This window comes from Thermomonas fusca (genome assembly GCF_005862345.1).
Taxonomy (GTDB): domain Bacteria; phylum Pseudomonadota; class Gammaproteobacteria; order Xanthomonadales; family Xanthomonadaceae; genus Thermomonas; species Thermomonas fusca.
Genome location: NZ_SROY01000004.1, coordinates 12,053 through 38,707, shown reverse-complemented (window position 1 = coordinate 38,707; position 26,655 = coordinate 12,053). Strand labels below are relative to the sequence as shown.

At 69.3% G+C, this 26,655-nt stretch carries 28 protein-coding genes; 20 read left to right on the top strand and 8 right to left on the bottom strand.

Features of this window, described 5'->3' with window-relative positions; genetic code table 11:
- Positions 1-16 precede the first annotated feature (16 nt).
- The 4 genes from E5S66_RS09730 to E5S66_RS09715 all read left to right on the top strand — a co-directional run bounded on the left by E5S66_RS09730 (position 17) and on the right by E5S66_RS09715 (position 3,126).
- Positions 17-1,627: a carboxyl transferase domain-containing protein gene (locus E5S66_RS09730; protein WP_138349034.1), complete on the top strand. Its 1,611-nt coding sequence runs from the start codon at positions 17-19 to the stop codon at positions 1,625-1,627.
- A gap of 117 nt (positions 1,628-1,744) precedes the next feature.
- On the top strand, positions 1,745-2,251 hold the full coding sequence (locus E5S66_RS09725) for a bactofilin family protein (protein WP_028838199.1): 507 nt from the start codon (positions 1,745-1,747) through the stop codon (positions 2,249-2,251).
- The gene (locus E5S66_RS09720) at positions 2,248-2,604 is read left to right on the top strand and encodes a hypothetical protein (RefSeq protein ID WP_028838200.1); all 357 of its coding nucleotides are present in this window, start codon (positions 2,248-2,250) and stop codon (positions 2,602-2,604) included. The genes E5S66_RS09725 and E5S66_RS09720 overlap by 4 nt, the downstream gene beginning before the upstream one ends.
- 162 nt (positions 2,605-2,766) lie before the next feature.
- Complete coding sequence (locus tag E5S66_RS09715; protein WP_138349033.1) at positions 2,767-3,126, top strand: hypothetical protein; 360 nt, start codon at positions 2,767-2,769, stop codon at positions 3,124-3,126.
- A 72-nt stretch (positions 3,127-3,198) separates the two neighbouring features.
- Here the strand turns inward: E5S66_RS09715 and E5S66_RS09710 are convergent, their stop codons facing one another.
- From E5S66_RS09710 to E5S66_RS09700, 3 genes are read right to left on the bottom strand one after another with little or no spacing between them, the layout of a single operon-like run.
- The gene (locus E5S66_RS09710) at positions 3,199-3,432 is read right to left on the bottom strand and encodes a DUF6587 family protein (protein WP_138349032.1); all 234 of its coding nucleotides are present in this window, start codon (positions 3,430-3,432) and stop codon (positions 3,199-3,201) included.
- Positions 3,429-5,285, bottom strand: coding sequence for a ferrous iron transporter B (gene feoB, locus E5S66_RS09705; RefSeq protein WP_138349031.1), 1,857 nt, complete (start codon positions 5,283-5,285; stop codon positions 3,429-3,431). The genes E5S66_RS09710 and feoB overlap by 4 nt, the downstream gene beginning before the upstream one ends.
- Entirely contained in the window at positions 5,282-5,530 is a 249-nt protein-coding gene (locus E5S66_RS09700; protein WP_138349030.1) for a FeoA family protein, read from the bottom strand. Before E5S66_RS09700 ends, feoB begins: the two co-directional genes overlap by 4 nt.
- A gap of 103 nt (positions 5,531-5,633) precedes the next feature.
- Here E5S66_RS09700 and E5S66_RS09695 point away from each other — a divergent pair, with 103 nt between their 5' ends.
- The 8 genes from E5S66_RS09695 (at position 5,634) to E5S66_RS09660 (ending at position 12,313) form a co-directional block, all read left to right on the top strand.
- Complete coding sequence (locus E5S66_RS09695) at positions 5,634-6,419, top strand: enoyl-CoA hydratase-related protein (RefSeq protein ID WP_138349029.1); 786 nt, start codon at positions 5,634-5,636, stop codon at positions 6,417-6,419.
- Entirely contained in the window at positions 6,419-8,410 is a 1,992-nt protein-coding gene (locus tag E5S66_RS09690) for an acetyl/propionyl/methylcrotonyl-CoA carboxylase subunit alpha (RefSeq protein ID WP_138349028.1), read from the top strand. Before E5S66_RS09695 ends, E5S66_RS09690 begins: the two co-directional genes overlap by 1 nt.
- A 7-nt stretch (positions 8,411-8,417) precedes the next feature.
- Positions 8,418-9,311, top strand: coding sequence for a hydroxymethylglutaryl-CoA lyase (locus E5S66_RS09685; protein ID WP_138349205.1), 894 nt, complete (start codon positions 8,418-8,420; stop codon positions 9,309-9,311).
- A gap of 30 nt (positions 9,312-9,341) precedes the next feature.
- A complete protein-coding gene (locus E5S66_RS09680) occupies positions 9,342-9,827 on the top strand; it encodes a GNAT family N-acetyltransferase (RefSeq protein ID WP_138349027.1) in 486 nt (161 codons plus the stop codon).
- 185 nt (positions 9,828-10,012) lie between these two features.
- Positions 10,013-10,783, top strand: coding sequence for an SDR family NAD(P)-dependent oxidoreductase (locus tag E5S66_RS09675; RefSeq protein ID WP_138349026.1), 771 nt, complete (start codon positions 10,013-10,015; stop codon positions 10,781-10,783).
- The gene (locus E5S66_RS09670; RefSeq protein ID WP_028838210.1) at positions 10,780-11,082 is read left to right on the top strand and encodes a hypothetical protein; all 303 of its coding nucleotides are present in this window, start codon (positions 10,780-10,782) and stop codon (positions 11,080-11,082) included. The genes E5S66_RS09675 and E5S66_RS09670 overlap by 4 nt, the downstream gene beginning before the upstream one ends.
- Complete coding sequence (yeiP, locus tag E5S66_RS09665; RefSeq protein ID WP_138349025.1) at positions 11,079-11,645, top strand: elongation factor P-like protein YeiP; 567 nt, start codon at positions 11,079-11,081, stop codon at positions 11,643-11,645. The genes E5S66_RS09670 and yeiP overlap by 4 nt, the downstream gene beginning before the upstream one ends.
- 83 nt (positions 11,646-11,728) lie before the next feature.
- A complete protein-coding gene (locus E5S66_RS09660) occupies positions 11,729-12,313 on the top strand; it encodes a GNAT family N-acetyltransferase (RefSeq protein WP_138349024.1) in 585 nt (194 codons plus the stop codon).
- 6 nt (positions 12,314-12,319) lie between these two features.
- On the opposite strand, the gene E5S66_RS09655 is transcribed toward E5S66_RS09660, so the two are convergent.
- From E5S66_RS09655 to E5S66_RS09645, 3 genes are all read right to left on the bottom strand, one after another.
- Entirely contained in the window at positions 12,320-14,143 is a 1,824-nt protein-coding gene (locus E5S66_RS09655) for a DUF7844 domain-containing protein (RefSeq protein ID WP_138349023.1), read from the bottom strand.
- Positions 14,140-14,427 (bottom strand): DUF2388 domain-containing protein, encoded by a 288-nt coding sequence (locus E5S66_RS09650; protein ID WP_138349022.1) that lies wholly within the window; start codon positions 14,425-14,427, stop codon positions 14,140-14,142. The genes E5S66_RS09655 and E5S66_RS09650 overlap by 4 nt, the downstream gene beginning before the upstream one ends.
- Before the next feature lie 69 nt (positions 14,428-14,496).
- Complete coding sequence (locus tag E5S66_RS09645) at positions 14,497-15,882, bottom strand: FAD-binding oxidoreductase (RefSeq protein WP_138349021.1); 1,386 nt, start codon at positions 15,880-15,882, stop codon at positions 14,497-14,499.
- A gap of 169 nt (positions 15,883-16,051) precedes the next feature.
- Here E5S66_RS09645 and serA point away from each other — a divergent pair, with 169 nt between their 5' ends.
- Positions 16,052-17,293, top strand: coding sequence for a phosphoglycerate dehydrogenase (gene serA, locus E5S66_RS09640; RefSeq protein ID WP_138349020.1), 1,242 nt, complete (start codon positions 16,052-16,054; stop codon positions 17,291-17,293).
- Here the strand turns inward: serA and E5S66_RS09635 are convergent, their stop codons facing one another.
- Positions 17,294-17,833 carry an NUDIX hydrolase gene (locus tag E5S66_RS09635; protein ID WP_425472202.1) on the bottom strand — a complete coding sequence of 180 codons (540 nt, stop codon included), beginning with the start codon at positions 17,831-17,833 and terminating at the stop codon, positions 17,294-17,296.
- A gap of 151 nt (positions 17,834-17,984) precedes the next feature.
- On the opposite strand from E5S66_RS09635, the gene E5S66_RS09630 reads away from it, so the two are divergent.
- The 6 genes from E5S66_RS09630 (at position 17,985) to yddG (ending at position 23,242) form a co-directional block, all read left to right on the top strand.
- A complete protein-coding gene (locus E5S66_RS09630) occupies positions 17,985-19,523 on the top strand; it encodes an amino acid permease (protein ID WP_138349018.1) in 1,539 nt (512 codons plus the stop codon).
- A 74-nt stretch (positions 19,524-19,597) separates the two neighbouring features.
- The gene (locus E5S66_RS09625) at positions 19,598-20,266 is read left to right on the top strand and encodes a class II aldolase/adducin family protein (RefSeq protein ID WP_138349017.1); all 669 of its coding nucleotides are present in this window, start codon (positions 19,598-19,600) and stop codon (positions 20,264-20,266) included.
- 205 nt (positions 20,267-20,471) lie between these two features.
- Positions 20,472-21,116: a methylthioribulose 1-phosphate dehydratase gene (locus E5S66_RS09620; protein WP_138349016.1), complete on the top strand. Its 645-nt coding sequence runs from the start codon at positions 20,472-20,474 to the stop codon at positions 21,114-21,116.
- Between the two features lies 1 nt (position 21,117).
- Positions 21,118-21,675 (top strand): 1,2-dihydroxy-3-keto-5-methylthiopentene dioxygenase, encoded by a 558-nt coding sequence (locus tag E5S66_RS09615; protein WP_138349015.1) that lies wholly within the window; start codon positions 21,118-21,120, stop codon positions 21,673-21,675.
- Positions 21,672-22,370: an acireductone synthase gene (gene mtnC, locus E5S66_RS09610; protein ID WP_171033524.1), complete on the top strand. Its 699-nt coding sequence runs from the start codon at positions 21,672-21,674 to the stop codon at positions 22,368-22,370. Before E5S66_RS09615 ends, mtnC begins: the two co-directional genes overlap by 4 nt.
- Entirely contained in the window at positions 22,367-23,242 is an 876-nt protein-coding gene (gene yddG / locus E5S66_RS09605; protein ID WP_171033523.1) for an aromatic amino acid exporter YddG, read from the top strand. The genes mtnC and yddG overlap by 4 nt, the downstream gene beginning before the upstream one ends.
- A gap of 104 nt (positions 23,243-23,346) precedes the next feature.
- Here yddG and E5S66_RS09600 read toward each other — a convergent pair whose 3' ends face one another.
- Positions 23,347-24,750 (bottom strand): calcineurin-like phosphoesterase C-terminal domain-containing protein, encoded by a 1,404-nt coding sequence (locus tag E5S66_RS09600; RefSeq protein WP_246037205.1) that lies wholly within the window; start codon positions 24,748-24,750, stop codon positions 23,347-23,349.
- A gap of 46 nt (positions 24,751-24,796) precedes the next feature.
- Here E5S66_RS09600 and E5S66_RS09595 point away from each other — a divergent pair, with 46 nt between their 5' ends.
- On the top strand, positions 24,797-26,647 hold the full coding sequence (locus tag E5S66_RS09595) for a sensor domain-containing diguanylate cyclase (protein ID WP_171033522.1): 1,851 nt from the start codon (positions 24,797-24,799) through the stop codon (positions 26,645-26,647).
- The last annotated feature ends 8 nt before the right edge of the window (positions 26,648-26,655 follow it).

Here is a 26,655-nt window from a genome sequence, read left to right as displayed (position 1 = left end):
GCACCGGACCTACCGCATGCCCGCGCTGACCTCGCAGATCGATCCCCGCTCGCAGGACTTCCTCGACAACGTCGCCTTCCACCGCGAACTGGTGGCCGAACTCGACCGCCGGCTGGCGCGCGCCGCCGACGGCGGCGGCGAGAAGGCCCGCGCCAAGCACACGGCGCGCGGCAAGCTGCTGCCGCGCGAGCGCATCGACGCCCTGCTCGACCCGGGCTCGCCGTTCCTGGAAATCGCGCCGCTGGCCGCCGAGGGCATGTACGACGACGCCGCGCCGGCCGCCGGGATGGTTTGCGGCATCGGCCGGGTGATAGGCCAGGAAGTGGTGATCGTCGCCAACGACGCCACCGTCAAGGGCGGCACCTACTTCCCGATGACAGTGAAGAAGCACCTGCGCGCGCAGGAAGTGGCCCGCGAGAACCGCCTGCCCTGCGTTTACCTGGTCGACTCCGGCGGCGCCTTCCTGCCGCTGCAGGACGAGGTGTTCCCGGACAAGGAGCATTTCGGGCGGATCTTCTACAACCAGGCGCGACTGAGCGCGGAAAACATCCCGCAGATCGCCGTGGTGATGGGCAGCTGCACCGCCGGCGGCGCCTATGTGCCGGCGATGTGCGACGAGTCGGTGATCGTGAAGGAACAGGGCACGATCTTCCTCGGCGGCCCGCCGCTGGTGAAGGCCGCCACCGGCGAGGTGGTGGATGCCGAAACGCTGGGCGGCGCCGACGTGCACACCAGCATCTCCGGCGTGGCCGACCATTTCGCCGAGGACGACCGCCACGCGCTGGAGATCGCGCGCGGAATCGTGGCTTCGCTCAACCGCAAGAAAGTCCTGCCGGTGGCGGCGCAGCCCGTGCGCGAGCCGCTGTATGCGGCGGAAGAGCTGTACGGCATCGTGCCGAAGGACGCTCGGCGGCCGTTCGACATCCGCGAGGTCATCGCCCGCATCGTCGACGGCAGCGAGTTCCAGGAATTCAAGGCGCGCTACGGCAAGACACTGGTCACGGGCTTCGCTCACCTGCACGGTTACCCGGTCGGCATCGTCGCCAACAACGGCATCCTGTTCGCCGAGAGCGCGCTGAAGGGCGCGCACTTCATCGAGCTGTGCAACCAGCGCGGCATCCCGCTGGTGTTCCTGCAGAACATCACCGGCTTCATGGTCGGCAAGAAGTACGAGCAGGCCGGCATCGCGAAGGACGGCGCCAAGATGGTGACCGCGGTGGCCTGCAGCCACGTGCCCAAGTTCACCGTGGTGATCGGCGGCAGCTTCGGCGCCGGCAATTACGCGATGTGCGGCCGTGCCTACGGCGCGCGCTTCCTGTGGATGTGGCCGAACGCGCGCATTTCGGTGATGGGCGGGGAACAGGCGGCGTCGGTGCTGGCAACGGTCAAGCGCGACGGCATCGAGGCCAAAGGCGGGATCTGGACGCCGGACGAGGAAGACGCCTTCAAGGCCCCGATCCGCCAGCAGTACGAGGACCAGGGCAACCCGTACTACGCCACCGCGCGACTGTGGGACGACGGCATCATCGACCCCGCCGACACCCGCCGGGTGCTGGGGCTGGGGCTGTCGGCCTCGCTCAATGCGCCGATCGAGGAGCGCACCCGCTTCGGCGTGTTCCGCATGTAGCCGGCGCTGTGACTTCCATCGCATTCAATGGGTTGCAGCAGCAACCTGTCCTGTTCAGCAAAGAAGTCGTCGCAAATCGGTGGTAGCCTCGGATCCTCTTCCCGAGGAGATTCGTGCATGGCCATCTGGAAAGACCCCGCACCGGCTGCCAAGGCCAGCGAGCCCGCCCGCTTCGAACTGGGCACACCCGAGCCGCAGGCACCCGCCGAGCACATTCCGGCGCCGGCAGCGCCCGCTCCGATCCGCGCGGTGGAAACCGCGGCGCGGGAGTCGGTGATCGCCGCCGACCTGACCATCGAGGGCAAGATCGAAGGCGCCGGCCACGTCCGCATCGCCGGCAAGTTCAAGGGCGACATCAAGGTGCAGGGCAACCTGACCATCGACCAGGGCGCCAAGGTGTCCGGCGGCGTGTCGGCCAACAAGGTCACCCTGGCCGGCGAGCTGGACGGCAACATCACCAGCGCCCAGCAGGTGGACGTGCTGCCCAGCGGCGCGATCAACGGCGACCTCAAGGCCGGCAGCCTGACCGTGGCCGCCGGCAGCCGCATCCGCGGCCATGTCGAATGCGGCTGGGGCAAGGACGACAAGCCGGCGGCGAAGACGGAGAGCGGCAGCGCCGCATGAGCGCGGCGCGCCCCGGCGTGGCGGGCGCCACCCGCACCTGCCCGCACTGCAAGGCGACCATCCTGGAAAGCTCGGCGGTCTGCCCGGCCTGCCGCGGCCACCTGCGCTTCGACGCCCCTGCCACCGACGCGGCGCAGCGGTTCGTGCCGCTGAAGGTGGAAGGCACCCTCAACGCGCCGGACGACGGCGCGTTCGAGTACACGATGGTGGTGGTGATCCGCAACGAACGCGGCGAGGAAGTCGGCCGCCAGGTGGTCGGCGTGGGCGCGGTGTTCCCGGGCGAGGCGCGCAGTTTCAGCGTGGCGGTGGAAGCGGTGCCGGCATCGCCGGGCAAGCGCCGGGTGAAACATTAGCCATACCGGTTCGCGCAGCAGCGGTTCCTGCCAGCCTGCATTCCGTCTTCACATTCCCTGTTCTAAGATCCGGGTCGCCGCCCTTGCGTGCGGTTCCACGGTTCGGGTACGCGTCGATGGCGCGGCCCGGATCGCCACTTTCCACACCCAGGAGTCTGTTTGATGAACGCCAAAATTTTTGTTGCCCTGGTGGCGGCCACGCTGGCGCTGACCGCCTGCAAGAACGAAACCGCCACCGCCCAGAACGAGGCCGCTGAAGCCAGCGCCGCCGCCGAGCAGGCCGTGGATGCCACCGCGAACGCGGCGGCGCAGGCTACCGACGCCGCCGCGGCTGCGACCGGCGAGGCGGTCGGCGAGGTCGGCGCCAACGTCGAGCAGGCCGCCGATGCGGCCAAGCAGGCCAGTGCCGAAGCCGCAGCCACTGCCGCGAACGCCACCGCGGACGCCGCGCAGTCGGCAGCGGACGCCGCCGATGAAGTGGCGCAGAAGGCCGAGAACGCAGCCGACGAAGCCAAGAAGTAACCGCCGGCGCGGTTGCTGCATCACCACAAGGCCCGCACATGCGGGCCTTGTTTCATCCGGGCGCCAGGACCGCTAGCCGCAGCCGTTGCAGCCGCCGCAGTCCTTGCCGCCGCCCTGCCCCGGCGGCGCGATCTTCCTCGCCAGCGCGCGCAGCCAGGCCGGACGGGCCTCGCCCAGCAACGGCAGGGCGATGGCGATGCGCAGGCGCCTCGTGGCGTTCGGGAACTGCTTGCGCATCACCACCACCGCACTGGCCAGCACCGCCAGCGCGATGACGAGGTATTGCGCGAGCAATCCCGCGGTCATCCGCCCGCCCCAAACGCCAGCGCGATCCGATAGGTCGCGAACGACGCCAGATAGGCCAGCGCGAACAGATAGCCCGCGGCGAACGCGGTCTGCTTCCACGAATGGGTTTCGCGCTTGATCGTGGCGAGGGTGGAAATGCACTGCGGTGCGTAGATGAACCACACCAGCAGCGACAGCGCGGTGGCCAGCGACCACTGGCTCTGGATGATGGGGGTCAGCGCCTGGATCGTCGCGTCTTCGCTGGTCGCCGACAGCGCATACACCGTGGCCAGCGACGACACCACCACTTCGCGCGCGGCCATGCCCGGGATCAGCGCGATGCAGATCTGCCAGTTGAAGCCGATCGGCGCGAACACCACGGTCATCCAGTGGCCGATGCGCCCGGCGAAGCTGTAGTCGATCGCCGGTGCGGTGGCATCGGCCGGTGCGCCGGGGAAGGACAGCAGGAACCACAGCAGGATGGTCAGCGCCAGGATGATCCCGCCCACCCGCTTGAGGAAGATCATCGCCCGCTCCCACAGCCCGATGGCCAGGTCGCGCAGGTGCGGGATGCGGTAGGACGGCAGCTCCAGCAACAGCGGATGCTCGCTCTTGTCGCGCCGCCACAGCTTCATCGTCCACGCCACCGCCAGCGCGCTGAGGATGCCGGCCGCGTACAGGCCGAACAGCACCAGCCCCTGCTGGTTGAACCAGCCGATGTCCTTCTGCGGCACGAACGCACCGATCAACAGCGCATACACCGGCAGCCGCGCCGAACAGGTCATCAGCGGCGCGACCAGGATGGTGGCGATGCGGTCGCGCGGGTCCTGGATGGAGCGCGTCGACATGATCCCCGGCACCGCGCAGGCGAAGCTGGACAGCAGCGGGATGAAGCTGCGCCCGGACAGCCCCGCTGCCGCCATCATCCGGTCCAGCAGGAAGGCGGCGCGCGGCAGGTAGCCGGACTCCTCCAGCGCCAGGATGAAGGCGAACAGCACCATGATCTGCGGCAGGAACACGATCACCCCGCCCAGCCCGGCGATCACGCCATCCACCAGCAGGCTGCGCAGCGGGCCGTCCGGCAGGGTGCCGGCCACCAGTCCGCCGAACCAGCCGGTGGCAGCCTCGATGGCGTCCATCATCGGCGTCGCCCAGGCGTACACCGCCTGGAAGATCAGGAACATCACCACGCCCAGCGCCAGCAGCCCGAACACCGGATGCAGCAGCCAGCGGTCCAGCGCGTCGTCGATGGCGGCGGTGCGGCGCGGCATCGCCACCGCCAGCGCCAGCAGCCGGCGCACTTCTTCGTGCAGGGCCTCGTCGGCCACCGGCTCATGCAATTCAGGCAGCGACGGCAGCGGGCCTTCCAGCCGGTCCAGCAGCGCGCGCGCGCCGTCGCGGCGCACCGCCACCGTCTCCACCACCGGCAATCCCAGTTCGCGCTGCAGCACGTCCACGTCGATGGCGATGCCGCGCCGGCGCGCGGCGTCGATCATGTTCAGCGCCACGATCACCGGCCGTCCCAGCGCGCGCAGTTCCAGCGCGAAACGCAGGTGCAGGCGCAGGTTGGTGGCATCGACCACGCAGACCAGCAGGTCGGGCGCGGCCTCGCCCGGATAGAAGCCGCGGATCAGATCGCGGGTGACCGCCTCGTCCAGGCTAGCGGCATTGAGGCTGTAGGCGCCGGGCAGATCCAGCACTGCGTAGCTGCGGCCCGACGGCGACAGCAATCGCCCTTCCTTGCGCTCGACGGTGACGCCGGCGTAGTTCGCCACCTTCTGGCGGCTGCCGGTCAACAGGTTGAACAGCGCGGTCTTGCCGCAGTTCGGATTGCCGACCAGGGCAATGCGCGGCAGCGCGGCGGCCTCGCTCATGCCGCACTGCCGCTGGCGCGCAGGCGCACCCGCGCGGCCTCGGCGCGACGCAGGGCGAAACGGGTGAAACCCACCTGCACCAGCAGCGGCTCGGCACCCAGCGGCCCGGCCGCGACCACCACGACGTCTTCGCCGGCAACGAAGCCCAGCTCGCGCAGGCGGCGCGCCACCGGGTCGTTGGGCACCTGTTCCTCGACGGCATCGACGACGGCCGGCCTGCGCTTGGGAAGTTCGGTCAATCGCATGTAAACCGCACCACAGGAACAAATGGGAATTGTTCTCAATTCTAGCATTCCCACGCTCCCGCTATCATGTGTTGGATCAAATTCCGGAGCGATAGATCCGCCCATGAGCCAAGCCCTGCAACTTGACCGCGACGGCGCCGTCGCCCGCCTGCGGATGACCCGCGCGCAGGTGCACAACGCCTTCGACGCCGGCCTGATCGCCGGGCTGACCGCCGCGCTGGCCGGGCTGGCCGACGATCCCGCGGTGCGGGTGGTGGTGCTGGAAGCCGAGGGCCCCTCGTTCTCGGCCGGCGCCGACCTCAACTGGATGCGCGGCATGGCCGCCGCCAGCGAGGCCGAGAATCGCGACGACAGCCTCGCCCTCGCCCGCCTGATGCGCACCCTGGACGAACTGCCGAAGCCGACCATCGCCGCCGTGCAGGGATCCGCCTTTGGCGGCGGCGTGGGGCTGGTGGCCTGCTGCGACATCGCCATCGGCGTACCGGAGGCGAAATTCGGCCTGACCGAAAGCAAGCTCGGCCTGCTGCCGGCGGTGATCTCGCCCTACGTCATCAGCGCCATCGGCCCGCGCCAGGCGCGCCGGTATTTCGCCACCGCCGAGATCTTCGACGCCGCCGAAGCGCTGCGCATCGGGTTGCTGCATCAGGTGGTCAACGCCACCGCCCTCGATACCGCCGTGCAGCGCCAGATCGACCTGCTGCTGAAGGCCGGCCCGGTGGCCTCCGCCTCCGCCAAGCAGCTGATTCACGCTGTCTGCGCGCACACCGACGGTGCGAAACACGACGCCGACAACGCCGCCCTGATCGCCCGCCTGCGGGTGTCCCCCGAGGGCCAGGAAGGCCTGTCGGCCTTCCTCGACAAGCGCAAGCCGAACTGGATCCAAGCCTGATGTTCTCCACCATCCTGATCGCCAACCGCGGCGAGATCGCCTGCCGCGTGATCCGCACCGCGCGCAAGCTCGGCATCCGCACCGTCGCGGTGTTTTCCGAAGCCGATGCCGATGCCCAACACGTGCGGCTGGCGGACGAGGCCCATTGCATCGGCGGGCCCAGCCCGGCCGACAGCTACCTGCGCGGCGATGCGATCCTCGAAGTGGCATCGAGGACCGGCGCGCAGGCGATCCACCCCGGCTACGGCTTCCTCTCCGAGAACGCGGACTTCGCGGACGCGGTGGCGGCCGCCGGCATCGCCTTCATCGGCCCGTCGGGCAACTCGATGCGCAAGATGGGCAGCAAGGCCGGTGCCAAGGACCTGATGGCCGCCGCCGGGGTGCCGGTGGTGCCCGGCTATACCGGCGAGGACCAGTCGCCCGACCTGCTGCAGCGCGAGGCCGACCGCATCGGCTACCCGCTGATGATCAAGGCCGCGCACGGCGGCGGCGGCAAGGGCATGCGCATCGTGCGCGCGGCCGGCGAGTTCGCCGCCAACCTCGAAAGCTGCCAGCGCGAGGCGAAGAACGCCTTCGGCAAGGACCGCGTACTGCTGGAACGCTACATCGAGCATCCGCGCCACATCGAAATCCAGATCTTCGGCGATGCCCACGGCGGCGCCATCCATCTCGGCGAGCGCGAATGCTCGGCGCAGCGGCGCTACCAGAAGGTGCTGGAGGAATCGCCCTCGCCTTTCCTCACCCCCGAACTGCGCGCGGCGATGGGCGCGGCGGCGGTGCAGGCCGCGCACGCCATCGACTACGCCAATGCCGGCACGGTGGAGTTCATCGTGGCGCAGGACGGCGGTTTCTACTTCATGGAAATCAACACCCGGCTGCAGGTGGAACATCCCGTCACCGAGGAAGTCACCGGGCTGGATCTGGTCGAGTGGCAGCTGCGCATCGCCGCCGGCGAGCCGCTGCCGCTGCGCCAGCAGGACATCGTCCAGCGCGGCCATGCCATCGAAGTGCGGCTGTACGCGGAAGACCCCGACGCAGGTTTCCTGCCCGGCTCCGGCACCCTGCAGACGCTGCACCTGCCGGCGCCATCCGCGCACGTGCGCATCGACTCCGGCGTGGTGGAAGGCGACAACGTCACCATCTTCTACGACCCGATGATCGCCAAACTCATCGTCCACGACCGCGACCGCCCGCGCGCGCTGGCGCGGCTGCGCGAGGCGCTGGCGCAGTGCGTGATCCGCGGGCCGAAGTCGAACGTCGGCTTCCTCGAGCGCCTGATCCGCCATCCGGCCGTGGTCGAAGCCCGCATCGACACCGGCTACCTGGATCGGCACCTGGACGAGTTCCTCGCCCCGCCGCGCGAAGACGCCGCGCTGCTGCTGGCCGCCGCCACCCTGCAGCTGCTGCTGCAGGAAGCCGCCGCCCGCGACGCCGCCGCGCGCGCCACCGATCCCACTTCGCCCTGGGCCAGCGCCGACGGCTGGCGGCTGGGCCATGCCGGCACCCGCCGGCTGGCGTTCGGCAACGGCGAGCGCATCGAACTGACCGCACATGGCCACGGCGGCGAATACCGCATCGAACACGATGGCGTTTCGTATCTGGCATCCGGCGCGCGGCTGGACGGCGACGCGCTGACCCTGCGGCTGGACGGCGGCATGCGCCGCTTCCGCGCCATGCCGGACGGCGACGATGTGCTGGTGCACGACGGCGATGCCCGCCTGCGTCTGCGTGTGGAACCGATGTACCGCAGCCTTGCCGGCGCCGATACCAGTGCCGAAAGCCGCATCCGCGCGCCGATGCCGGGCCGGGTGGTGCTGGTGCAGGCCGCCGCCGGCGATGCCGTGCAGGCCGGCGACGTGGTGCTGGTGCTGGAGGCGATGAAGATGGAGCTGGCGCTGAAGGCCCCGCGCGACGGCGTGCTTGCGGAAATCCGCGCGCAGGCCGGCGAGTTCGTCGAAGCCGACGCGGTGCTGGCCACGCTGGAGCCCTGACATGAGCCTGCCCAGCCACGTCCGCATCGTCGAAGTCGGCCCGCGCGACGGCCTGCAGAACGAGAAGACCGACATCGGCACCGCCGCCAAGATCGAGCTGATCGACCGGCTGTCCAGGACCGGCCTTGCCAGCATCGAGGCCACCGCCTTCGTCAGCCCGAAATGGGTGCCGCAGATGGCCGACGCCGCGCAGGTGCTGGCCGGCATCACCCGCGCGCCGGGCATCAGCTATCCGGTGCTGGTACCGAACGAACAGGGCTATGAGCGCGCCCGCGCAGCCGGCGCGCAGGAAGTTGCGGTGTTCACCGCCGCCTCCGAAGCGTTCAACCTGAAGAACACCAATGCCGGCATCAACGAATCGCTGCAGCGCTTCACACCGGTGCTGGAGCGCGCGAAAATCGATGGTGTGCGCGTGCGCGGCTACGTCTCCACCGTGCTCGGCTGCCCGTACCAGGGCGATGTGCCGCTGAATGATGTGGTGCGGGTGGCGAAGGCGCTGCACGCGATGGGCTGCTACGAAATCTCGCTGGGCGACACCATCGGCGTCGGCACGCCGGCCAAGGCGCGGGCGATGCTGCAGGCGGTGGCCACCGAGGTGCCGATGGCCGCGCTGGCCATCCACTTCCACGACACCTACGGGCAGGCGCTGGCCAACGTGCTGACCTGCCTGGAGGAAGGCGTGGCGGTGGTGGACAGCGCGGTCTCCGGTGCCGGTGGCTGCCCTTACGCCAAGGGCGCCAGCGGCAACGTGGCCAGCGAGGACGTGGTCTACATGCTGCACGGGCTCGGCATCCACACCGGGATTGATTTGCCACTGTTGGCCGAGACCGGCCGCTGGCTGGCCGGCCTGCTGGGCCGCGACACCGGCAGCAAGGTCGGGCGCGCGCTGGGCGCGGCCTGAACATCACCTCCTGAATCCGGGCCTCGCCGCATGAGCACTTTCGAAATCCGTCCCATCCGCAGCGACGACGATGCCGCGATGGCCGCCGTCATCCGCACGGTGATGCCCGAGTTCGGCGCCACCGGCAGCGGCTTCGCCATCAGCGACCCGGAAGTGGACTGGATGAGCCGCGCCTACGCCGCGCCGCGTCACGCCTATTTCGTGGTGGAGCGCGACGGCCGCGTGCTGGGCGGCGCCGGCGTGGCCCCGCTGGCCGGCGGCGATGCCGATGTCTGCGAACTGCGCAAGATGTATTTCCTCCCGGAAGCCCGCGGCAGCGGCGCCGGCGCGGCGATGATGGCGCGCTGCCTGGACGCCGCGCGCGCCAGCGGTTTCACGCGCTGCTATCTGGAAACCCTCACCGGCATGGACGCGGCCATGCGCCTGTACGAGCGCAGCGGTTTCCGTCGCATCGACACCGCCATGGGCGCCACCGGGCACGGCGGCTGCAACAGGTTCTACCTGCTCGATCTTTGAGCGCCTCCTGCGCGGGACCCTCGCCTGCGGGAAACGGCACGGCGGCGGCCGGCGCGGTGCCGCGTCGGCGATATCGAACAGGACGTTCGCATTGCGCCGCGAGCGGTACCGCGCCGGCCGCCGCCGTGCCCGCCGCGCCATTGCCATCCGCTAAAATCGCCGTTTCCCCGCCCGCAGGAACTCCCATGCAGCTCGCATCCGCCCGCGCCGTCGTCACCGGCGGTGTTTCCGGCCTCGGCTTCGCCGTCGCCCAGCACCTCGTCGCCCACGGTGGCAAGGTCGCCCTGTTCGACGTCAACGAGGACAAGGGCGCCGCCGCCGTGGCCGAACTGGGCGAAGCCAACGCCCGCTTCTTCAAGACCGACGTCAGCAACGAAGACCAGGTGGCCGCCAATGTCGCCGCGGCCAAAGACTTCCTCGGCGGCCTGAACACGGCCATCAACTGCGCCGGCATCCTGGGCGCGGGCCGCGTGCTGGGCAAGACCGGGCCGATGACGCTGTCGCATTTCTCCACCACGGTGATGGTGAACCTGGTCGGCAGCTTCAACGTGGCCAAGGCCTGCGCCGATGTGATGCAGCACAACGAAGCGAACGCCGACGGCGAGCGCGGCGTGATCGTCAACACCGCCTCGGTGGCAGCCTATGAAGGCCAGATCGGCCAAGCCGCCTACTCCGCCTCCAAGGGCGGCGTGGTCGGCATGACCCTGCCGATGGCGCGCGAGCTGGCCCGCTTCGGCATCCGCGTGATGACCGTAGCGCCGGGCGTGTTCTGGACCCCGATGGTCGACGGCATGCCGGAGGACGTGCAGAAGTCGCTGGCCGCCACCATCCCGTTCCCCTCGCGCCTGGGCCAGCCGCAGGAATACGCCGACCTGGTCGCCTACATCCTCACCAACACCTACCTCAACGGCGAAACCATCCGCCTGGACGGTGCCACCCGCCTGGCGCCGAAGTGAACGAGTTCGGTTCGCGCGCCGCACACTGGGTCGCCGTGCGCTGGCCGGCGATCCGCGCGCGCGGCATGTGGCGTTTCGTGCTGCTCAAGGGCGTCGCCTTCTGGGGCGGGCTGATGCTGGCGTTCATGGCCATCGCCATGACCCTGCAGCTGGGGCCGTCGCATCCGCGCCTGCCGCTGGTACTGGCGGTCGCGGTGCCGCTGTGCGCCATCGGCGGTCTGGTCTGGGGCCTGCTTACCTGGTTCTTCAACGAACGTATCTTCCTCGCGCTCCAACAACAAAAGAAAAACCTCCCATGAAGGCTTACGACATCAAGAAGGGCAACGTCGTCGAACACAACGGCGGCGTGTACCAGATCCGCGACATCGAGCGCAGCAGCCCGCAGGGCCGCGGCGGCAACGTCAAGTTCCGCTTCACCATGTACAGCGTGCCCGGCGGCAGCAAGCTCGACCTCAGCGTGGGCGGCGACGACGAGCTGAAGGAAGTCGAGCTGTCGCGCCGGCAGGTGACCTATTCGTACCGGGACGGCGATGCGTTCGTGTTCCTCGACGACGAGGACTACACCCCGTACACGCTCGACGCCGACGTCGTCGGCGATGCCGCCGGCTACATCGTCGACGACCTCACCGGCTGCTATATCCAGATCATCGACGACCTGCCGGTGGCCGTGCAGCTGCCGCAGAGCGTGGCGATGGAAGTCATCGAAACCCCGCCGGAACTCAAGGGCGGCACAGCCACCAAGCGCCCGAAGCCGGCCAAGCTGTCCACCGGCCTTGAAATCATGGTGCCGGAGTACATCGGCAACGGCGAAAAAGTGTGGGTGAACACCACCACTGGCGAATTCGGCGGCCGCGCGGAATAAGCCGGAACAAGGCCAGTAGCTGCCCGCAACGGCGTCTCCAGCCGTACAGCGGGCAGCCGCAACCCCACCCTCGACCATCGCCCGTGACTGCATCCTCCCCCGCCATCCTTTCCACCCACCGCGTGCGCCTGGAACCACTGGCGCGCGACCATATCGCGGCGCTGCAGGACGCGGTGGACGATGGCGACATCGGCGCGATCAGCTACGTCAACGTGCCCGCCCGCGAGGGCATCCCGGGCTGGGTGGAAGATGCACTGGCGATGCGCGATGCCGGCCGGCAGCTGCCGTTCGCGATCATTGCCGACGGCCGCGTGGTGGGCAGCACGCGCTTCTACGACATCGACCTGTCGGTGCCCACGCTGGCGATCGGCTACACCTTCCACGCGGCCCCGGTCTGGCGCAGCCACGTCAATACCGCCGGCAAGCGGCTGATGCTGGGCCACGCCTTCGATACCCTGGGCGCGCAGTCGGTGTATTTCCATACCAGCCACCAGAACCTGCGTTCGCAGGCGGCGATCCAGCGTCTGGGCGCGCAGCGCGACGGCATCCTGCGCGCGCACCGTCGCCACAAGGACGGCAGCCTGCGCGATACCTACACCTATTCGATCATCGCAAGCGAATGGCCGGCGATCCGCGCACGGCTGGACGCGCGGCTGGCGGCCGGCTGAGCGCGCTCAGCGCAGCTCCAGCCCGCCCTGTTCGCGGTTGAGCCGGCGCAGGCGTTCGCCCAGCACGGCCAGGTTGTCGTCGATGGCCTGCAGCTCGTGCTGCTGCGCCTGCGGCAGTGCGGCCTGCACCAGCTGCCGCAGGCGCGCCCATTCGCCATTGACCTGCGTCGACAGCCGCATCGCCCGCGCCTGCAGCGGCCCGCGTTCGCCCTGCGGCAGGCCGTAGCCCTCGCCGCCCAGCGCGCCGGGACGCAGCAGCAATCCGGCATCCGCCAGCAGCAGGCGCAGCTGGTCGTGCGCGGCGCGGCCCTCGCCCCGCGCCAGCAGGCGGCGCTTGATCAGATCGCGCGCGCGCAGCTCGGCGCGCCGCTGCGCGGCCTGTTCCAGCAGCAGCAGCGCCGCGGCGGCCTGCAGGTCGCCCTGCCCCAGCCACGGCCCGCGCTGCTGCGCCGGCAGCGCCAGCCAGTCTTCCAGCCGCGGCTGCGGCAGCGCCAGCCGCTGCCGCGCCAGCGCGTACATCTGCCGGTAGCGCGCCTGCGCCGATTCGAAGTAATAGCCGTCGCGCAGCGCGGCGTCGCGGTCTGCCAGCACCGAGGCATCGGCCACGCCGCTGCGCTGCAGCTTCCGCAGCAGGCCGGTGGGGGTGATGCTGCGCAGCGGCAGCGCGGCCAGCCGCGGCACGCCGTCCTGCAGCAGCCGCCAGGTTTCCACCGCGCAGTTGTTGTCGATGAAGTAATAGCGGCCGTCGTAGCTCCAGTGCAGCCGGGCGGCGCGTTCCAGCAGACCGGCGATGTCGCCCGGCTGCAGCGCCAGCGGGATCGAACGCAGGCCGCGCAGTTCGATCTGGGTGTATTCGTCGATCACCTGATCCAGCGGCAGCAGGAACAGCCGCGACGGGTAGCGCCCGGTCAGGCCGCGCCAGCTGGAGATCTGCACGTCGTCGACGAAGGCGCGGAAGCTGAGCACGCGGTGGTATTGCAGGTCCAGCCTGCAGTCCGGCCCCGGCGTGCGGCCGGGCGCGCAGACCACCAGCCGCAGCATGCTGTGGCCCCAGCGGCTCATCGGCGCTTCGTTGCCCTCGGCCAGCAGGTAATCGACCGCGTACACGCGCGCCGGGTCGATCTGCTCGAAGCCGGTCGTTGCCGCGTCCGCCCCGGCCTGCAGGAACACCAGACCCGGCGCGCAGTCCGCGGCCGGCGGCCGCCAATCGAAACGGGCGGCGAAATACCGCGCCAATGCCGGGCGCCGACAGGCGTATTCGGGGTCCAGCAGGAACCATTCCAGGTTGACCGCGACGAACTCGCCGGGGTCCTGCAGCTCGTAGCGGTCCGGGCTGCGGTCGGTGAACGGGTTGTGCCGGCCGCGCATTCCGAAGCGCAGCGGGCGCAGCTGCCAGCCGGCCAGGTCCAGCAGGCGCGGATCGCGCGACAGCCCGCCTGCCGGCCCGCGATCCAGCACATGCGCCAGTTCGTGGATCAGCGCGGCCTGCGCCGCACGTGCGGCGGGATCCGTGTCGCCTGCCTGCGGCGAGCGCGCCATCCAGCCGTCCAGCAGTTCGCGACGCAGGCCGATCTGCAGGCCCACGCTGCGGCCATGCACCTGCGCCGGCAGGTCATCGCGCCAGCGCAGGTGCAGATCAGCAGGCATGGCAGCGCGCCAGACCGGCGGCAGCCGCGTTGCGACCGCCGCTACCAGCGCATGGCTGGCCTGCAGCTGCGCGGCATCCAGTCCGCGCGGCTCCACCTGCAACCCGGAAGCGGCAGCCGGCAGCGTGATGCCGGCCAGCGCTGCCGCCGCCAGCAGCCGCCACCGAAGGCGGCGCAGGGTCACCGCGCCAGGATGGCCTGCGCCAGCTGCATGTCGCTGGCGGCGCGCGCATCGGCGCGACGCTCGCGCAGCAGCCGCAGCGCGGCCTGCAGACGCGCGCCGCGGATCCCGCCATCGCTGGCGACGAAAGCGGCGGCATCCGCGCGCGCCTGCAGCACCACCTTGTCGTCGCCGGAGGTGCTGCCGGAGGTCGCCGAGCCCGCCGACGAGGCGCTGGAGGCGAAGCTGCCGGCCAATGCGGGAGCCGTCACAAGCAACAGCGCGGCAAACAGGAAGGACTTCATCATGGAGACTCTCCGGGCGATTGCATGCGAGCAGAGCGCAAGATTAAACGCGATCGCCGCGCATGGCATCGCTCAGGCGTCGAACAGCTTGCCGGGATTCATGATCCCGTTCGGATCCAGCGCCGCCTTGATGCCGCGCATGGCCGCGATTTCCGCCGCGCTGCGGGTGCAGGACAGATAGGGCTTCTTCACCAGTCCGATGCCGTGTTCGGCGGAAATGCTGCCGCCGTGCGCTTCCAGCACCTGCGCCAACAGCTTGGTGACGCGCTCGCAGTCGGCCACGAACGCGTCCTGGGCCATGGCGTCGGGCTTCAGGATGTTGATGTGCAGGTTGCCGTCGCCGATATGGCCGAACCACACCACTTCCAGCTGCGGATACTCGCGCCCCAGCAGGGCCTGGGTTTCGGCAAGGAAGGCCGGCATCGCCGAAATCCGCACCGACACGTCGTTCTTGTAGGGCACGTAGCGCGCCAGGCTTTCGGTGATGGCCTCGCGCAGCCGCCACAGCTGCGCGGCCTGCGCGTCGCTGGCGGAAATCACCCCGTCGCTGACCAGGCCCTGTTCCAGGCACTGCCCGAACGCGGCCAGCACCTCGGCCTCGCTGGCTTCGTCGCTGGCGAATTCCGTGACCACGTAGTACGGGTGGGCCTGCTCGAACGGCGGCGGTTCGCCGTGCGCCAACACGTGCTTCAACGCCACATCGGTCAGGAACTCGAAGGCCTGCAGCTGCAGCCGCGCGCGGAACGCGGCGAACACCTGCATCAGCGCCTCGAACGACGGCAGCGCCAGCAGCATCACGTTGCTGGGCGACGGCGGGTCGGTGAGCTTGAGCGTGGCCTCGACGATGATGCCCAGCGTGCCTTCCGAGGCGATTGCCAGATGCCGCAGGTCGTAGCCGCTGGAATCCTTGACCAGCCCGCGCCCCAGTTCCATCAGCTCGCCGCTGCCGGTCACCAGCTTCACACCGGCCACCCATTCGCGGGTATTGCCATAGCGCACCACCCGGATGCCGCCGGCATTGGTGGCGATGTTGCCGCCGATGCTGCAGGAGCCGCGTGAGGCGAAATCCACCGGGTACTGCAGGCCGTGTTCGCGCGCCGTCTCCTGCACCCTCTGCAGCGGGATGCCGGCCTGCACGGTCAGCGTGCGATCCACCGCATCGAACGCCAGCACCTTGTGCATGCGTTCCAGGCTGAGCACCAGCTCGCCGTTGGCGGCCACCGCGCCGCCGGACAGGCCGGTGCGGCCGCCCGAGGGCACGATCCCCACGCCCTTTGCATTGGCCCAGCACACGATGGCCTGCACGTCCTCCACGCTGGCTGGCAGCGCGACGGCCATCGGCGCGGGCGTCCAGCGCCGGGTCCAGTCGCGGCCGTAGTGTTCCAGGTCGGCGGGTTCGACCAGCAGCCGCAGCTCGGGCAGCAGGGCACGCAGGGATTCGAGGCGGGCGTCGGACATGGCGGCGGGGATCCGATGGAAAACATGGCCGCGACGGCAGTGCCGGCACGGTTTCATTTGCAACATCCACTGCGGCATGTTGTGCCCGGAAAATAGCATGCCGCAGCGCAACAAAAACGCCGTACTTCTGGCTATAGTCGGCGTCCGTACCCTATCGGATGCCGCACGCATGTCCCTGAAGAAGACCTCCTTCCCGAAACAGGACATCCGCGTGCTGCTGCTGGAAGGCGTCAGCCAGACCGCGGTGGACGCGCTGCGCGCCGCCGGCTACAGCCAGATCGAATACCACGCCAAGGCGCTGCCCGAAGACGAGCTGAAGGCGCGGATCGCCGAGGCGCATATCGTCGGGCTGCGCTCGCGCACCCAGCTCACCGCCGAAGTGCTGGCCGAGGCCAAGCGCCTGATCGCCATTGGCTGCTTCTGCATCGGCACCAACCAGGTGGACCTGGACGCCGCCGAACTGGCCGGCATCCCGGTATTCAACGCGCCCTATTCCAATACCCGCAGCGTGGCCGAACTGGTGCTGGCGCAGACGGTGATGCTGATGCGCGGCATCCCGCAGAAGAGCGCGCAGTGCCACCGCGGCGGCTGGTCGAAGGCCGCCACCGGCAGCCACGAAGTGCGCGGCAAGACGCTAGGCATCGTCGGCTATGGCCACATCGGCACCCAGGTGGGCGTGCTGGCCGAGGGGCTGGGGATGCAGGTGATCTTCCACGACATCGAAACCAAGCTGTCACTGGGCAACGCGCGCGCCGCGGCCGGGCTGGACGACCTGCTGTCGCGCGCCGACGTGGTGACCCTGCACGTGCCGGAAACCCCTTCCACGCAGTGGATGATCGGCGCGCAGCAGCTGGCCAGGATGAAGCCCGGCGCGCACCTCATCAACGCCGCGCGCGGCACCGTGGTGGTGATCGAAGCGCTGGCCGCGGCGCTGGAATCCGGTCATCTCGGCGGCGCCGCGGTGGACGTGTTCCCGGTCGAACCCAAGGCCAACGGCGATGTCTTCGAATCGCCATTGCGGGGCCGCGACAACGTCATCCTCACCCCGCACATCGGCGGCAGCACGCTGGAAGCGCAGGACAACATCGGCGTGGAGGTGGCGGCCAAGCTGGTGCGCTACAGCGACAACGGCAGCACCCTGTCGGCGGTCAACTTCCCCGAGGTGACGCTGCCCGAGCACGAGGGCAGCCTGCGCCTGCTGCACATCCACCGCAACGTGCCTGGCGTGCTGTCGCGGGTCAACGAGATCTTCAGCCGCCACGCGGTCAACATCGACGGCCAGTTCCTGCGCACCGACGCGAACGTGGGCTACGTGGTGATCGATGTCAGTGCCGACGAGGCGCAGGCGGCGGCCATCCGCGACGAACTGTCGGCCATCGAAGGCACCCTGCGGACGCGCGTGCTGTACTGATCAGCCGCGCGCCAGCCACTTCCCCGCCATCCGCCGCACCGATGCGTCGGTCGCCGGATCGGCCGCCAGTTCGTCGATGCGGCGCCAGGCCAGGTCCAGCGATTCCTCGCTGATGGTGTAGGCCTCGTCGTCGCCGGCATGGACCACGTAGCGCACGTCGTAATGCCAGTGCGCGGGCACCGACTTGTGTTCGGGAATCCAGTGGCGATCGAGATCGAAGATCGCATCGCTGACGCGCAGGCAGGCCAGCCCGGATTCCTCTTCCGCCTCGCGCAGCGCCGCCAGCGGAAGTTCGCGCTGGCCATCGGCGTGCCCACCCAGCTGCAGCCACAGGCGCAGCTTGCGGTGATGGGTCAGCAGCACGCGCGTGCCGCTGCGATCCACCAGCCAGCACGAGGCGGTGAAGTGACCGGCCAGGCGCTCGCGCCGGAACGGGTTCTCGGCATCGGCCAGCAGGTCGCGGAACAGCGCAACGGTGGCAGCTTCGTCCGGCCAGCGTGCGGCATAGTCATCCAGCGCGGCTTGCAGGGCTGCGTCCATCGCGGTTTTGCTCCTTGGAATCTGAATGCGCCGCATTATCCCGCGTCGTGACCGCCGGCGCTTGTGCGCGACGCCCATGAACGTTTAAGGTCGGCGCCTTGCGGCATGCCTGCAGGCGGCCGACCACAACAAGAACCGGGGGAGTCACCTGATGCTGTTCCAGCGAGTCAAGCCGCTCGACAAGATCCTCGAGACGGCGGAAAAGAAAGCACTCACGCGCCAGCTTGGCGCCTTCCAGCTCACTCTGCTCGGCATCGGCGCCATCATCGGCACCGGCATTTTCGTGCTGACTGCGGAAGCGGGGCAGAAGGCCGGCCCGGCGATGATGCTGGCGTTCGTGATCGCGGCGGTGGTGTGCGCGCTGGCCGCGCTGGCCTATTCCGAACTGGCCTCGATGGTGCCGGTGGCCGGCTCCGCCTACACCTACACCTACGCGGTAATGGGCGAGGCGATCGCCTGGACCGTGGGCTGGGCGCTGGTGCTGGAATACGCGGTGGCCGCAGGCGCGGTGGCGGTGGGCTGGTCCGGCTACATGAACGGCCTGCTGTCCAGCGCCGGGATAGAGTTGCCGATGGCACTCAAGACCGGCCCGATGGATGGCGGCGCGTTCAACCTGCTGGCCTTCACCATCTCGCTGGTGATCACCGGCCTGCTGGTGCTGGGCACCTCCAAGTCCGCCAAGGTCAATGCGGTGCTGGTGCTGATCAAGGTGGTCGCGCTGACCGCATTCGTCATCATCGCGGTGCCGGCGGCCAAGGACAGCAACTTCCAGCCGTTCTTCCCCACCGGTTGGGGCAGCCCGCTGGGCGGCATCGGCGTGCTGGGCGCGGCGGCGTCGATCTTCTTCGCCTACGTCGGCTTCGATGCGGTCTCGACCGCGGCCGAGGAAACCAAGAACCCGAACCGCAACATCCCGATCGGCCTGATCGGCTCGCTGCTGGTCTGCACCGTCTTCTACATGCTGGTGGGCTACGGCGCGGTCGGCGCGATCGGTTCGCAGCCGATGCTGGACGCCGCCGGCGTGGCCTTCCACCCGGGCACCCCGCAGATGGCCGCCGCCTGCGCCGGCTCCGACGCGCTGGTGTGCAGCAAGGAACCGCTGGCCCACGTGCTGAAGGTGATGGGCTTCGCCGGCTGGGGCAACGCGATCGGCCTGGCCGCCGCGCTGGCGCTGCCGTCGGTGGTGCTGATGATGATCTACGGCCAGACCCGCATCTTCTTCACCATGTCGCGCGACGGCCTGCTGCCGGAAGTGCTGTCGCGGGTGCATCCGAAGTTCCGCACCCCGCACGTGGTGACCATGGTCACCGGCGTGTTCGTGGCGCTGTTCGCGGCGATGTTCCCGGTTGGCATCCTGGCCGACATCTCCAACTCTGGCACCCTGTTCGCCTTCATGGCGGTGTCGCTGGGCGTGCTGATCCTGCGCAAGCGCGAGCCGAACCGGCACCGTCCGTTCCGCACCCCGATGGCCTGGGTGGTCTGCCCGCTGGCCATCGCCGGCTGCCTGCTGCTGTTCCTGAACCTGTCGATCTACACCATCGGCCTGTTCTTTGGCTGGGCGGTGATCGGGCTGATCGTGTACGCCCTGTACGGCTACCGTCATAGCGACCTGGCCCGCGGCATCACCGGCCCGGAAGGTGGCAACACGATGGACGCCGAGCCCAAGTTCCACGAGGGTCCGCAGGCCTGATCGCAGGCCCATGCACCGCGAAAAACCCGGCTCCGGCCGGGTTTTTCGTTATGGCTTGCCGTTATCCTTTGCGGATGTCGAATTCGCACATCCTGCACGACCACGAGCGCGCCGCCCGGCAGTCGCTGATCGACCACTGCCGCGCGATGAACGCCAGCGGGCTGTCGCTGAACAAGTCCGGCAATGCCAGCATCCGCTGGCGCGAAGGGCTGCTGATCACCCCCACCGGCCGCGCCTATGACCGCCTGCTGCCGGAGGACATCGTCTATCTGCAAGCCGACGGCACCTGCCCGCCCGGGCAGCTGCTCCCGTCCAGCGAATGGCGCTTCCACTGCGACATCCTGCATGCGTTCCCGGAGATGAACGCGGTGGTGCACGTGCACTCCACCCATGCCACCGCGCTGGCCTGTCTGGGCGAAGGGATTCCGGCGTTCCATTACATGGTCGCGGTTGCCGGCGGCGACCGCATCCCATGCGCCGAATACGCCACCTTCGGCACCGGCGAGCTGTCCGCCAACGTCCTGCGTGCGCTGGAAGGCGGCCTGCGCGCCTGCCTGATGGCTAACCACGGCCAGGTCACCACCGGCAAGACGCTGTCGGAGGCCTACGCCCTGGCGGAAGAAGTGGAGAACCTGGCCCGCCAATACCTGCTGGCGCGCATGCTGGGCCACACCCGCGACCTGCCGGCCGAGGAAATGGCGCGGGTGCTGGAGAAGTTCAGCACCTATGGGCAGCAGCGATAAGGATCTGCGGATTCGCCATTACCATCGATATGGCGCACGGTTTTCCACCTGCGCGCAATATCCGCAGCATCACGCGGGCACCGCAGCCCGCAACCAAGCGAGTATCGGGGAGCGACTTGCGGGCTGCGGTGCCCGCGTGATGCACGCCTGAAATCCGGCGCGCAACGTGATGACGCTGGCAGCCGCCAGGCAATACACTTCGCGGATGAACGCCCCCGCCTTCGACCACAACCTGTACGCCGGCTGCGCCGCCCAGATCATCAGCCATACCCGCGAGCTGGCCGCCAAGGGCTGGACCCCGGCCACCGCCGGCAATTTCTCCATCCGCATGGACGCCGAGCACGCGGCCATCACCATTTCCGGCAAGGACAAGGGCCGCCTGACCGAAGCCGACATCATGGTGGTCAACATGGCCAACGACCCGGTGGCCACCCACCACCGGCCGTCCGCGGAAGCCGCCCTGCACACCCACCTGTACCGCCGCTTCCCGGACGTAGGCGCGGTGCTGCACACCCACTCGCCCACCCAGACCATCGCCGGCCTGCTGCACGCCGACGAAGGCCGCGTGCGCCTGCGCGGCTACGAACTGTTCAAGGCCCTGCGCGGCCACACCACCCACGAAGCCGAGCTCGACCTGCCGGTGGTGCCGAACTCGCAGGACATGGACCAGCTGATCGCCAGCGTCGATGCGGTGCTGACCCAGCCCAACACCTGGGGCTACCTGATCGCCGGCCACGGCCTGTACGCCTGGGGCCGCGACATCAACGAGGCACGCCGCCACCTGGACGCATTCGAATTCCTGCTCGGCTGCGAGCTGGAAATGCGCCGCCTGCGCGGCGCGGGAGCCTGACATGAGCCGTTTGCGCATCTTCGACCACGACGCCCCGCAGGCGCCGCTGCTGGCCACCCATGGACATGCCGACATCGCCGCCGAATTGGCGAAGATCGGCGTTGCCTTCGAACAGTGGCAGGCCACGCAGCCGGTGCAGCCGGGCGACGCGCCGGAAACGATCATGGCCGCGTACCGGGCCGACATCGACCGCCTGGTGGCCGAGCGCGGCTTCCGCAGCGTCGACGTGGTCAGCATCGCGCCGGACAACCCCAACCGCGAGGCGATGCGTGCCAAGTTCCTCGACGAGCACGCGCACAAGGAGGACGAAGTGCGTTTCTTCGTCGCCGGCAGCGGGCTGTTCTCGCTGCATGTCGGCGAGAAGGTGTACGAAGTACTGTGCGAGGCCGGCGACCTGATCTCGGTGCCGGACGGCGCCACCCACTGGTTCGACATGGGGCCGGAGCCCAGCTTCGTCGCCATCCGCTTCTTCACCGAGCCGGACGGCTGGGTGGGCCATTTCACCGGCAGCGACATCGCGCAGCGGTTCCCGCGCCTTGAAGCGGGATCGGCGCTTTGACCACCATCCTCACCGACATCGAAGGCACCACGTCCTCGATTTCCTTCGTCAAGGACGTGCTGTTCCCCTATGCACGGGCCAGGCTGCCCGCCTTCGTCCGCGAACACGGGCAGCAACCGGAGGTGCGATGCTGGCTGGACGCGGTGGCGGTGGAAATTTCCGCCAGCGCCTGCCAGGACGCGGTGATCGTGGAAACCCTGCAGGGCTGGATCGACGAGGACCGCAAGCACACCGCGCTGAAGGCGCTGCAGGGCATGGTCTGGGAGGCCGGCTACAAGGACGGCGATTTCACCGCACCGGTGTACCCCGACGTCGCGCCGGCGCTGCGCGCCTGGCATGCGGCCGGGCACTCCCTGGCGGTGTATTCGTCCGGCTCGGTGGCGGCGCAGAAGCTGCTGTTCGCGCATACCGATGCCGGCGACCTGACCACGCTGTTCTGCGGCTTCTTCGATACCGAAGTGGGCGGCAAGCGCGAAGCCGCAAGCTACCGCGTCATCGCCGGGCGGCTCGGAAACGCGCCGGGCGACATCCTGTTCCTGTCCGACGTGGTCGCCGAGCTCGATGCCGCGCACGAAGCCGGACTGCGCACCCTGCTGCTGGATCGCCGCGAAGACTACCCGCAGCCGCGCACCGGCGCTGCCGCCAACGGGCACGCCCGCGCGGAATCGTTCGCCGACATCGACGCCGCTGCTTGAACCCGCAGGCGCCCGATCGCCGCGCCACCGGCTGCGGCCTGCTGGCGATCCTGCTGTGGGCATCGCTGGCGCTGCTGACCACGCTGACCGCCGGGCTGCCGCCGTTCCAGGTGCTGGCCACCGGCTTCGGCGTTGCCGGCCTGCTGGGACTTGCCCACGCTGCCACGCGCGGCAGGGCCGGCTGGCGCGCGCTGCGGCAGCCGCCGGCGGCGCTGGCGCTGACCACCACCGCACTGTTCGGCTACCACGCGCTGTATTTCATCGCGCTCAAGCGCGCGCCCGCGCTGGAAGCCAACCTGCTGAACTACCTGTGGCCGCTGCTGATCGTGCTGTTCGCCGGCTTCCTGCCCGGCGTGCGCGTGCGCGGCGGGCAGTGGCTCGGCACCCTGCTGGGGCTGGCGGCGGCGGTGGTGCTGGTCACCCGCGGCAGCGCCGTCAGCATCCGCGCCGATTACCTGCCCGGCTACGCCGCGGCACTGGGTGCGGCGGTCATCTGGGCGGCGTATTCGGTCCTCAACCGCCGCCATGCCGATGTCCCCAGCGCGGCCATCGCCCTGCCCTGCGTGCTGGTGGCCGTGCTCGGCGCGGCGGCGCACGCGGCATTCGAGACCACCGTCCAGCCCGAGCCGGGCCAGTGGCTGGCGCTGTTGGGCATGGGCGTCGGCCCGGTGGGCGCGGCGTTCCTGCTGTGGGACATCGGCACCAAGCGCGGCGACATCGCCCTGCTCGGCAGCCTCTCCTACCTCGCGCCGCTGCTGTCCACCCTGTTGCTGGTCATCGCCGGGCAGGCGCAGCCGCACGCCTCGCAGGCCATCGCCATCGCGCTGCTGCTGCTTGGCGCGTGGCTGAGCGTACGCAAACCCGCGCACTGACAACGCACGCAAGCCGTCGCGAGCCGCGACTGCTGCGCGGGTCGAACCGCGCGACCAGCGCAACACCCTGCTGCCAGCGAACCGGCGACCGCGCGCAGGACAAGTCAGGGTCGGGATTGAAGCACCTGATGCGGCTGCGGGGGCTGGTACTCCAGCAGCGAATAGGTGGTGCTGGCGGTCACTTCGCCGCGCCAGCGGTCGAAGGCGCGCACGTCGATGCGATGTTCGCCCACAGCGAGCCTGGTCGGCAGCGCGGCGCGCCACAGGTGCGCGGATACCTCGGCTTCCGGCGAGCGGTCGTAGCCTCGCAGCGCAATTGCTTCGTCGTCGCGCCGGTTCTCAGCCATCAACCGCGGATCCGGCTGCAGCACTTTCTTCATCGGCAGCCACTCGCCGCCATCGACGCGGAACTCGACGCGGGTGTCGTCATCGCCCATGTAGACGTTGGCGAACACGCCCCAGGCCGGATAGGCGCCGCGCCGCAGCGCCTTGGGCGCGTGCAGGCCGATCTGGCTGTCCGCGGCATCGCGGGCCGCGTGCCAGGCCAGCGCGTAGTCGCCGCCCGCGTTCACCGTCAGCAGCGCATAGCCATTGGGCGTGCCGTCGGACATGGTGGCGTCGGGAATGCCGTCGGCATCCCTGGCCCCGGCCCAGTACGAACCGCAGGCCGCGCCGAGGTTGAATTCGTGCAGCGGCTTCACCCCCGTCCAGCCGTCCGCGGCGGCGTGGTAGTAATGACGCTGGCTGTGGTTGTGTGCGCTCAACACCAGCACATGCGGGAACGGCGCCAGCAGCGCGAACAGGCGATGGCGGTCGGCGTCGCGGAAGCTGTCCTTGGCCGCGTCCTCGAACAGCGGGATGTGCATCGCCAGCACCAGCAGGCGGTCGCGCGGCAGGGTCGGCAGCCAGCGTTCGAGGAAGGCGAACTGGTCTTCGCGGAAGCCGCCGATATAGGCCGGCTTCTGGCCGGGCCGATAGATCACGTCGTCCAACACGACGAGATTGGCCAGCGCGGTCTGGCGGGCAAAGGTGTCGGGGCCGATCCGCTGGTGGAACAGGCGCAGCGACGTCTCGTCGCTGGTCGCGCCCGGATCCACGTCATGGTTGCCGGGGGCATACAGCCACGGCACGCCCAGCGATTCGGTGACCTGCCTCACCGCCGGCAGCAGTGCCGGCACATCGTCGACCAGATCGCCCAGGGTCACGCCCAGCCGCGCCACGTGGCGGCCCTGCAGCGGCTGCACGATGTCGCGCCGGAAGTAGTCCACGTCGTCATCGAACTTCACCTGCGGATCGCCGAATACCAGCACCTGCGCGGATTCGCCGGTCAGGCTGCGCGGCGCGCGCCGATAGGCGACGCAGCCGGGCACACCGGCGCGGTCGGCACGGGGCAGCGGCAGCGGTGCCTCCACGCTGACCGGCACGCAGGCCGCCGGGTCGGTGGACGCCAGCGCGGCATAGGGAAACAGCAGCGGAAACAGCAGGATGAGGAGAAGACGCTTGTGCATCCGCGGATTATGCGCGGCGAGCCCGGCCTGCACTAGAATCCCCGCCATGGGGACGGGATATGCGCTGCGCATGCATGGAGCACGTCGGCTGGCCAGCTGGCTGTTGATGCTGGCTGCCTGCCTGTGCGTGCTGCCGGCGGCGGCAACCGAACCGACCCTGCGCCTGGGCGCCGGCGAATCCAGCTTTCCGCTGGCTGGCACGGTGCGTTACTGGCACGACACCTCCGCCACTGCCACGCCGGAACAGGCGTTCGCCCGCGCGCATGCGGACGGGTTTGCGCCACTGCCCGGCGGCAACCCGGCCTTCGGCTTCCAGACCGGCGCCTACTGGTTCCACCTGCCGGTGGAAAACCTGCAGCGCGACGAGCCGCTGTGGATCCTGGTGCAGGAATACGCGCTGAGCGACAAGCTCGACCTGTACCTGCGCAACCCCGACGGCCACGTCGAGCACAGCGCCGGCGGCGACCACGTACCGTTTGCCGACCGCTTCATCCGCTATCGCCACCCCAATTTCCGCCTCGACCTGCCGGCCGGCCAGCGGATGGAATTGCTGCTACGGGTGCAGAGCGAAAGTTCGATGCAGGTGCCGCTGGCGCTGTACACGCCGAAAGCATTCGCCGAGGTGCTGCGCGACGCGCAGTTCTCCAACGGCCTGTACTACGGCATCGTGCTGGCGCTGCTCTGCTACAACCTGGTGCTGTGGCTGATGCTGCGCGATGCCAGTTATTTCTGGTACCTGTTGCATACCGGCGCGTTCGGGTTGGTCCTGTTCACCCTCAACGGCTACGGCTTCGAATACCTGTGGCCCACTTCCGCCTGGCTGGCCGACGCCTCGATCCCGCTGTCGATCTGCCTGGCCCTGATCGGCATGCAGCTGTTCGCGCGCAGCTTCCTGGATCTGCGCACGCGCTGGCCGGTCGGCGACAAGGTCTGCCTGGGCGTGGTGGCGTTCTTCGCCATGCTGGGGGTGGCGGCGACCTGGCTGCCGTACAGCATCGCCACCCCGATCGCCTCGCGTGCGGTCCTGCTGGGCGTGGCCTGGATCATCATCGCCACCGTGGTAATGCTGCGCCGCGGCTACCAGCCGGCGCGGCTGTTCCTGCTGGCCTGGTCGCTGTTCCTCAGCGGCACGGCGGCGTTCACCCTGCTCGCCTTCGGCGTGCTGCCGCAGAACTTCTGGACCCAGAACGGCGTCCAGATCGGTTCCGCGCTGGAACTGCTGCTGCTGTCGCTGGCGCTGGGCAAGCGCTACGCCAGCCTGCGCGAGGAGAACATCCGCATCGTGCAGGAAACCAACGAAAAGCTGGAGCGCGGCCTGATCGACCGCACCCGCGAGCTGCGCACGACCATGGCCAAGCTCGGCGAGGCCAACGTCAAGCTGCAGGAATACAGCCGCCGCGATCCGCTGACCGGTACCTATAACCGCCGCCATTTCCGCGAAGAATTCGCGCAGATGCTGGAATCGCGCAAGGGCAGCGGCCGCCAGATTGCCCTGCTGTTGCTGGATCTGGACCTCTTCAAGCGGATCAACGACAGCCACGGCCATCCGGCGGGCGACAGCTGCCTGGTCGAGGCGGCGCGCCGTATCGAGGAGGTCGCGGCCCAGCGCGGCGGGCTGGTGGCCCGCTTCGGCGGCGAGGAATTCGTGGTGGCGCTTAGCTGCCGCGATGCCCAGGACGCGCTGCAGGTGGCCGAGGCGATCCGCCTGCGCATCCAGCAGGATCCCGTGCGCCATGAAGCGCTGGCCATCCGCCTGAGCGTGAGCATCGGCATCCATACCGTGGACACCGAGCGCGGCAGCAGCGCGGAAGAGATCATCCGCATCGCCGACGAGGCGCTGTACCGCGCCAAGGACGACGGCCGCAACTGCGTGCGGCATTCGCTCACCACCGCCTGAGCCAACGG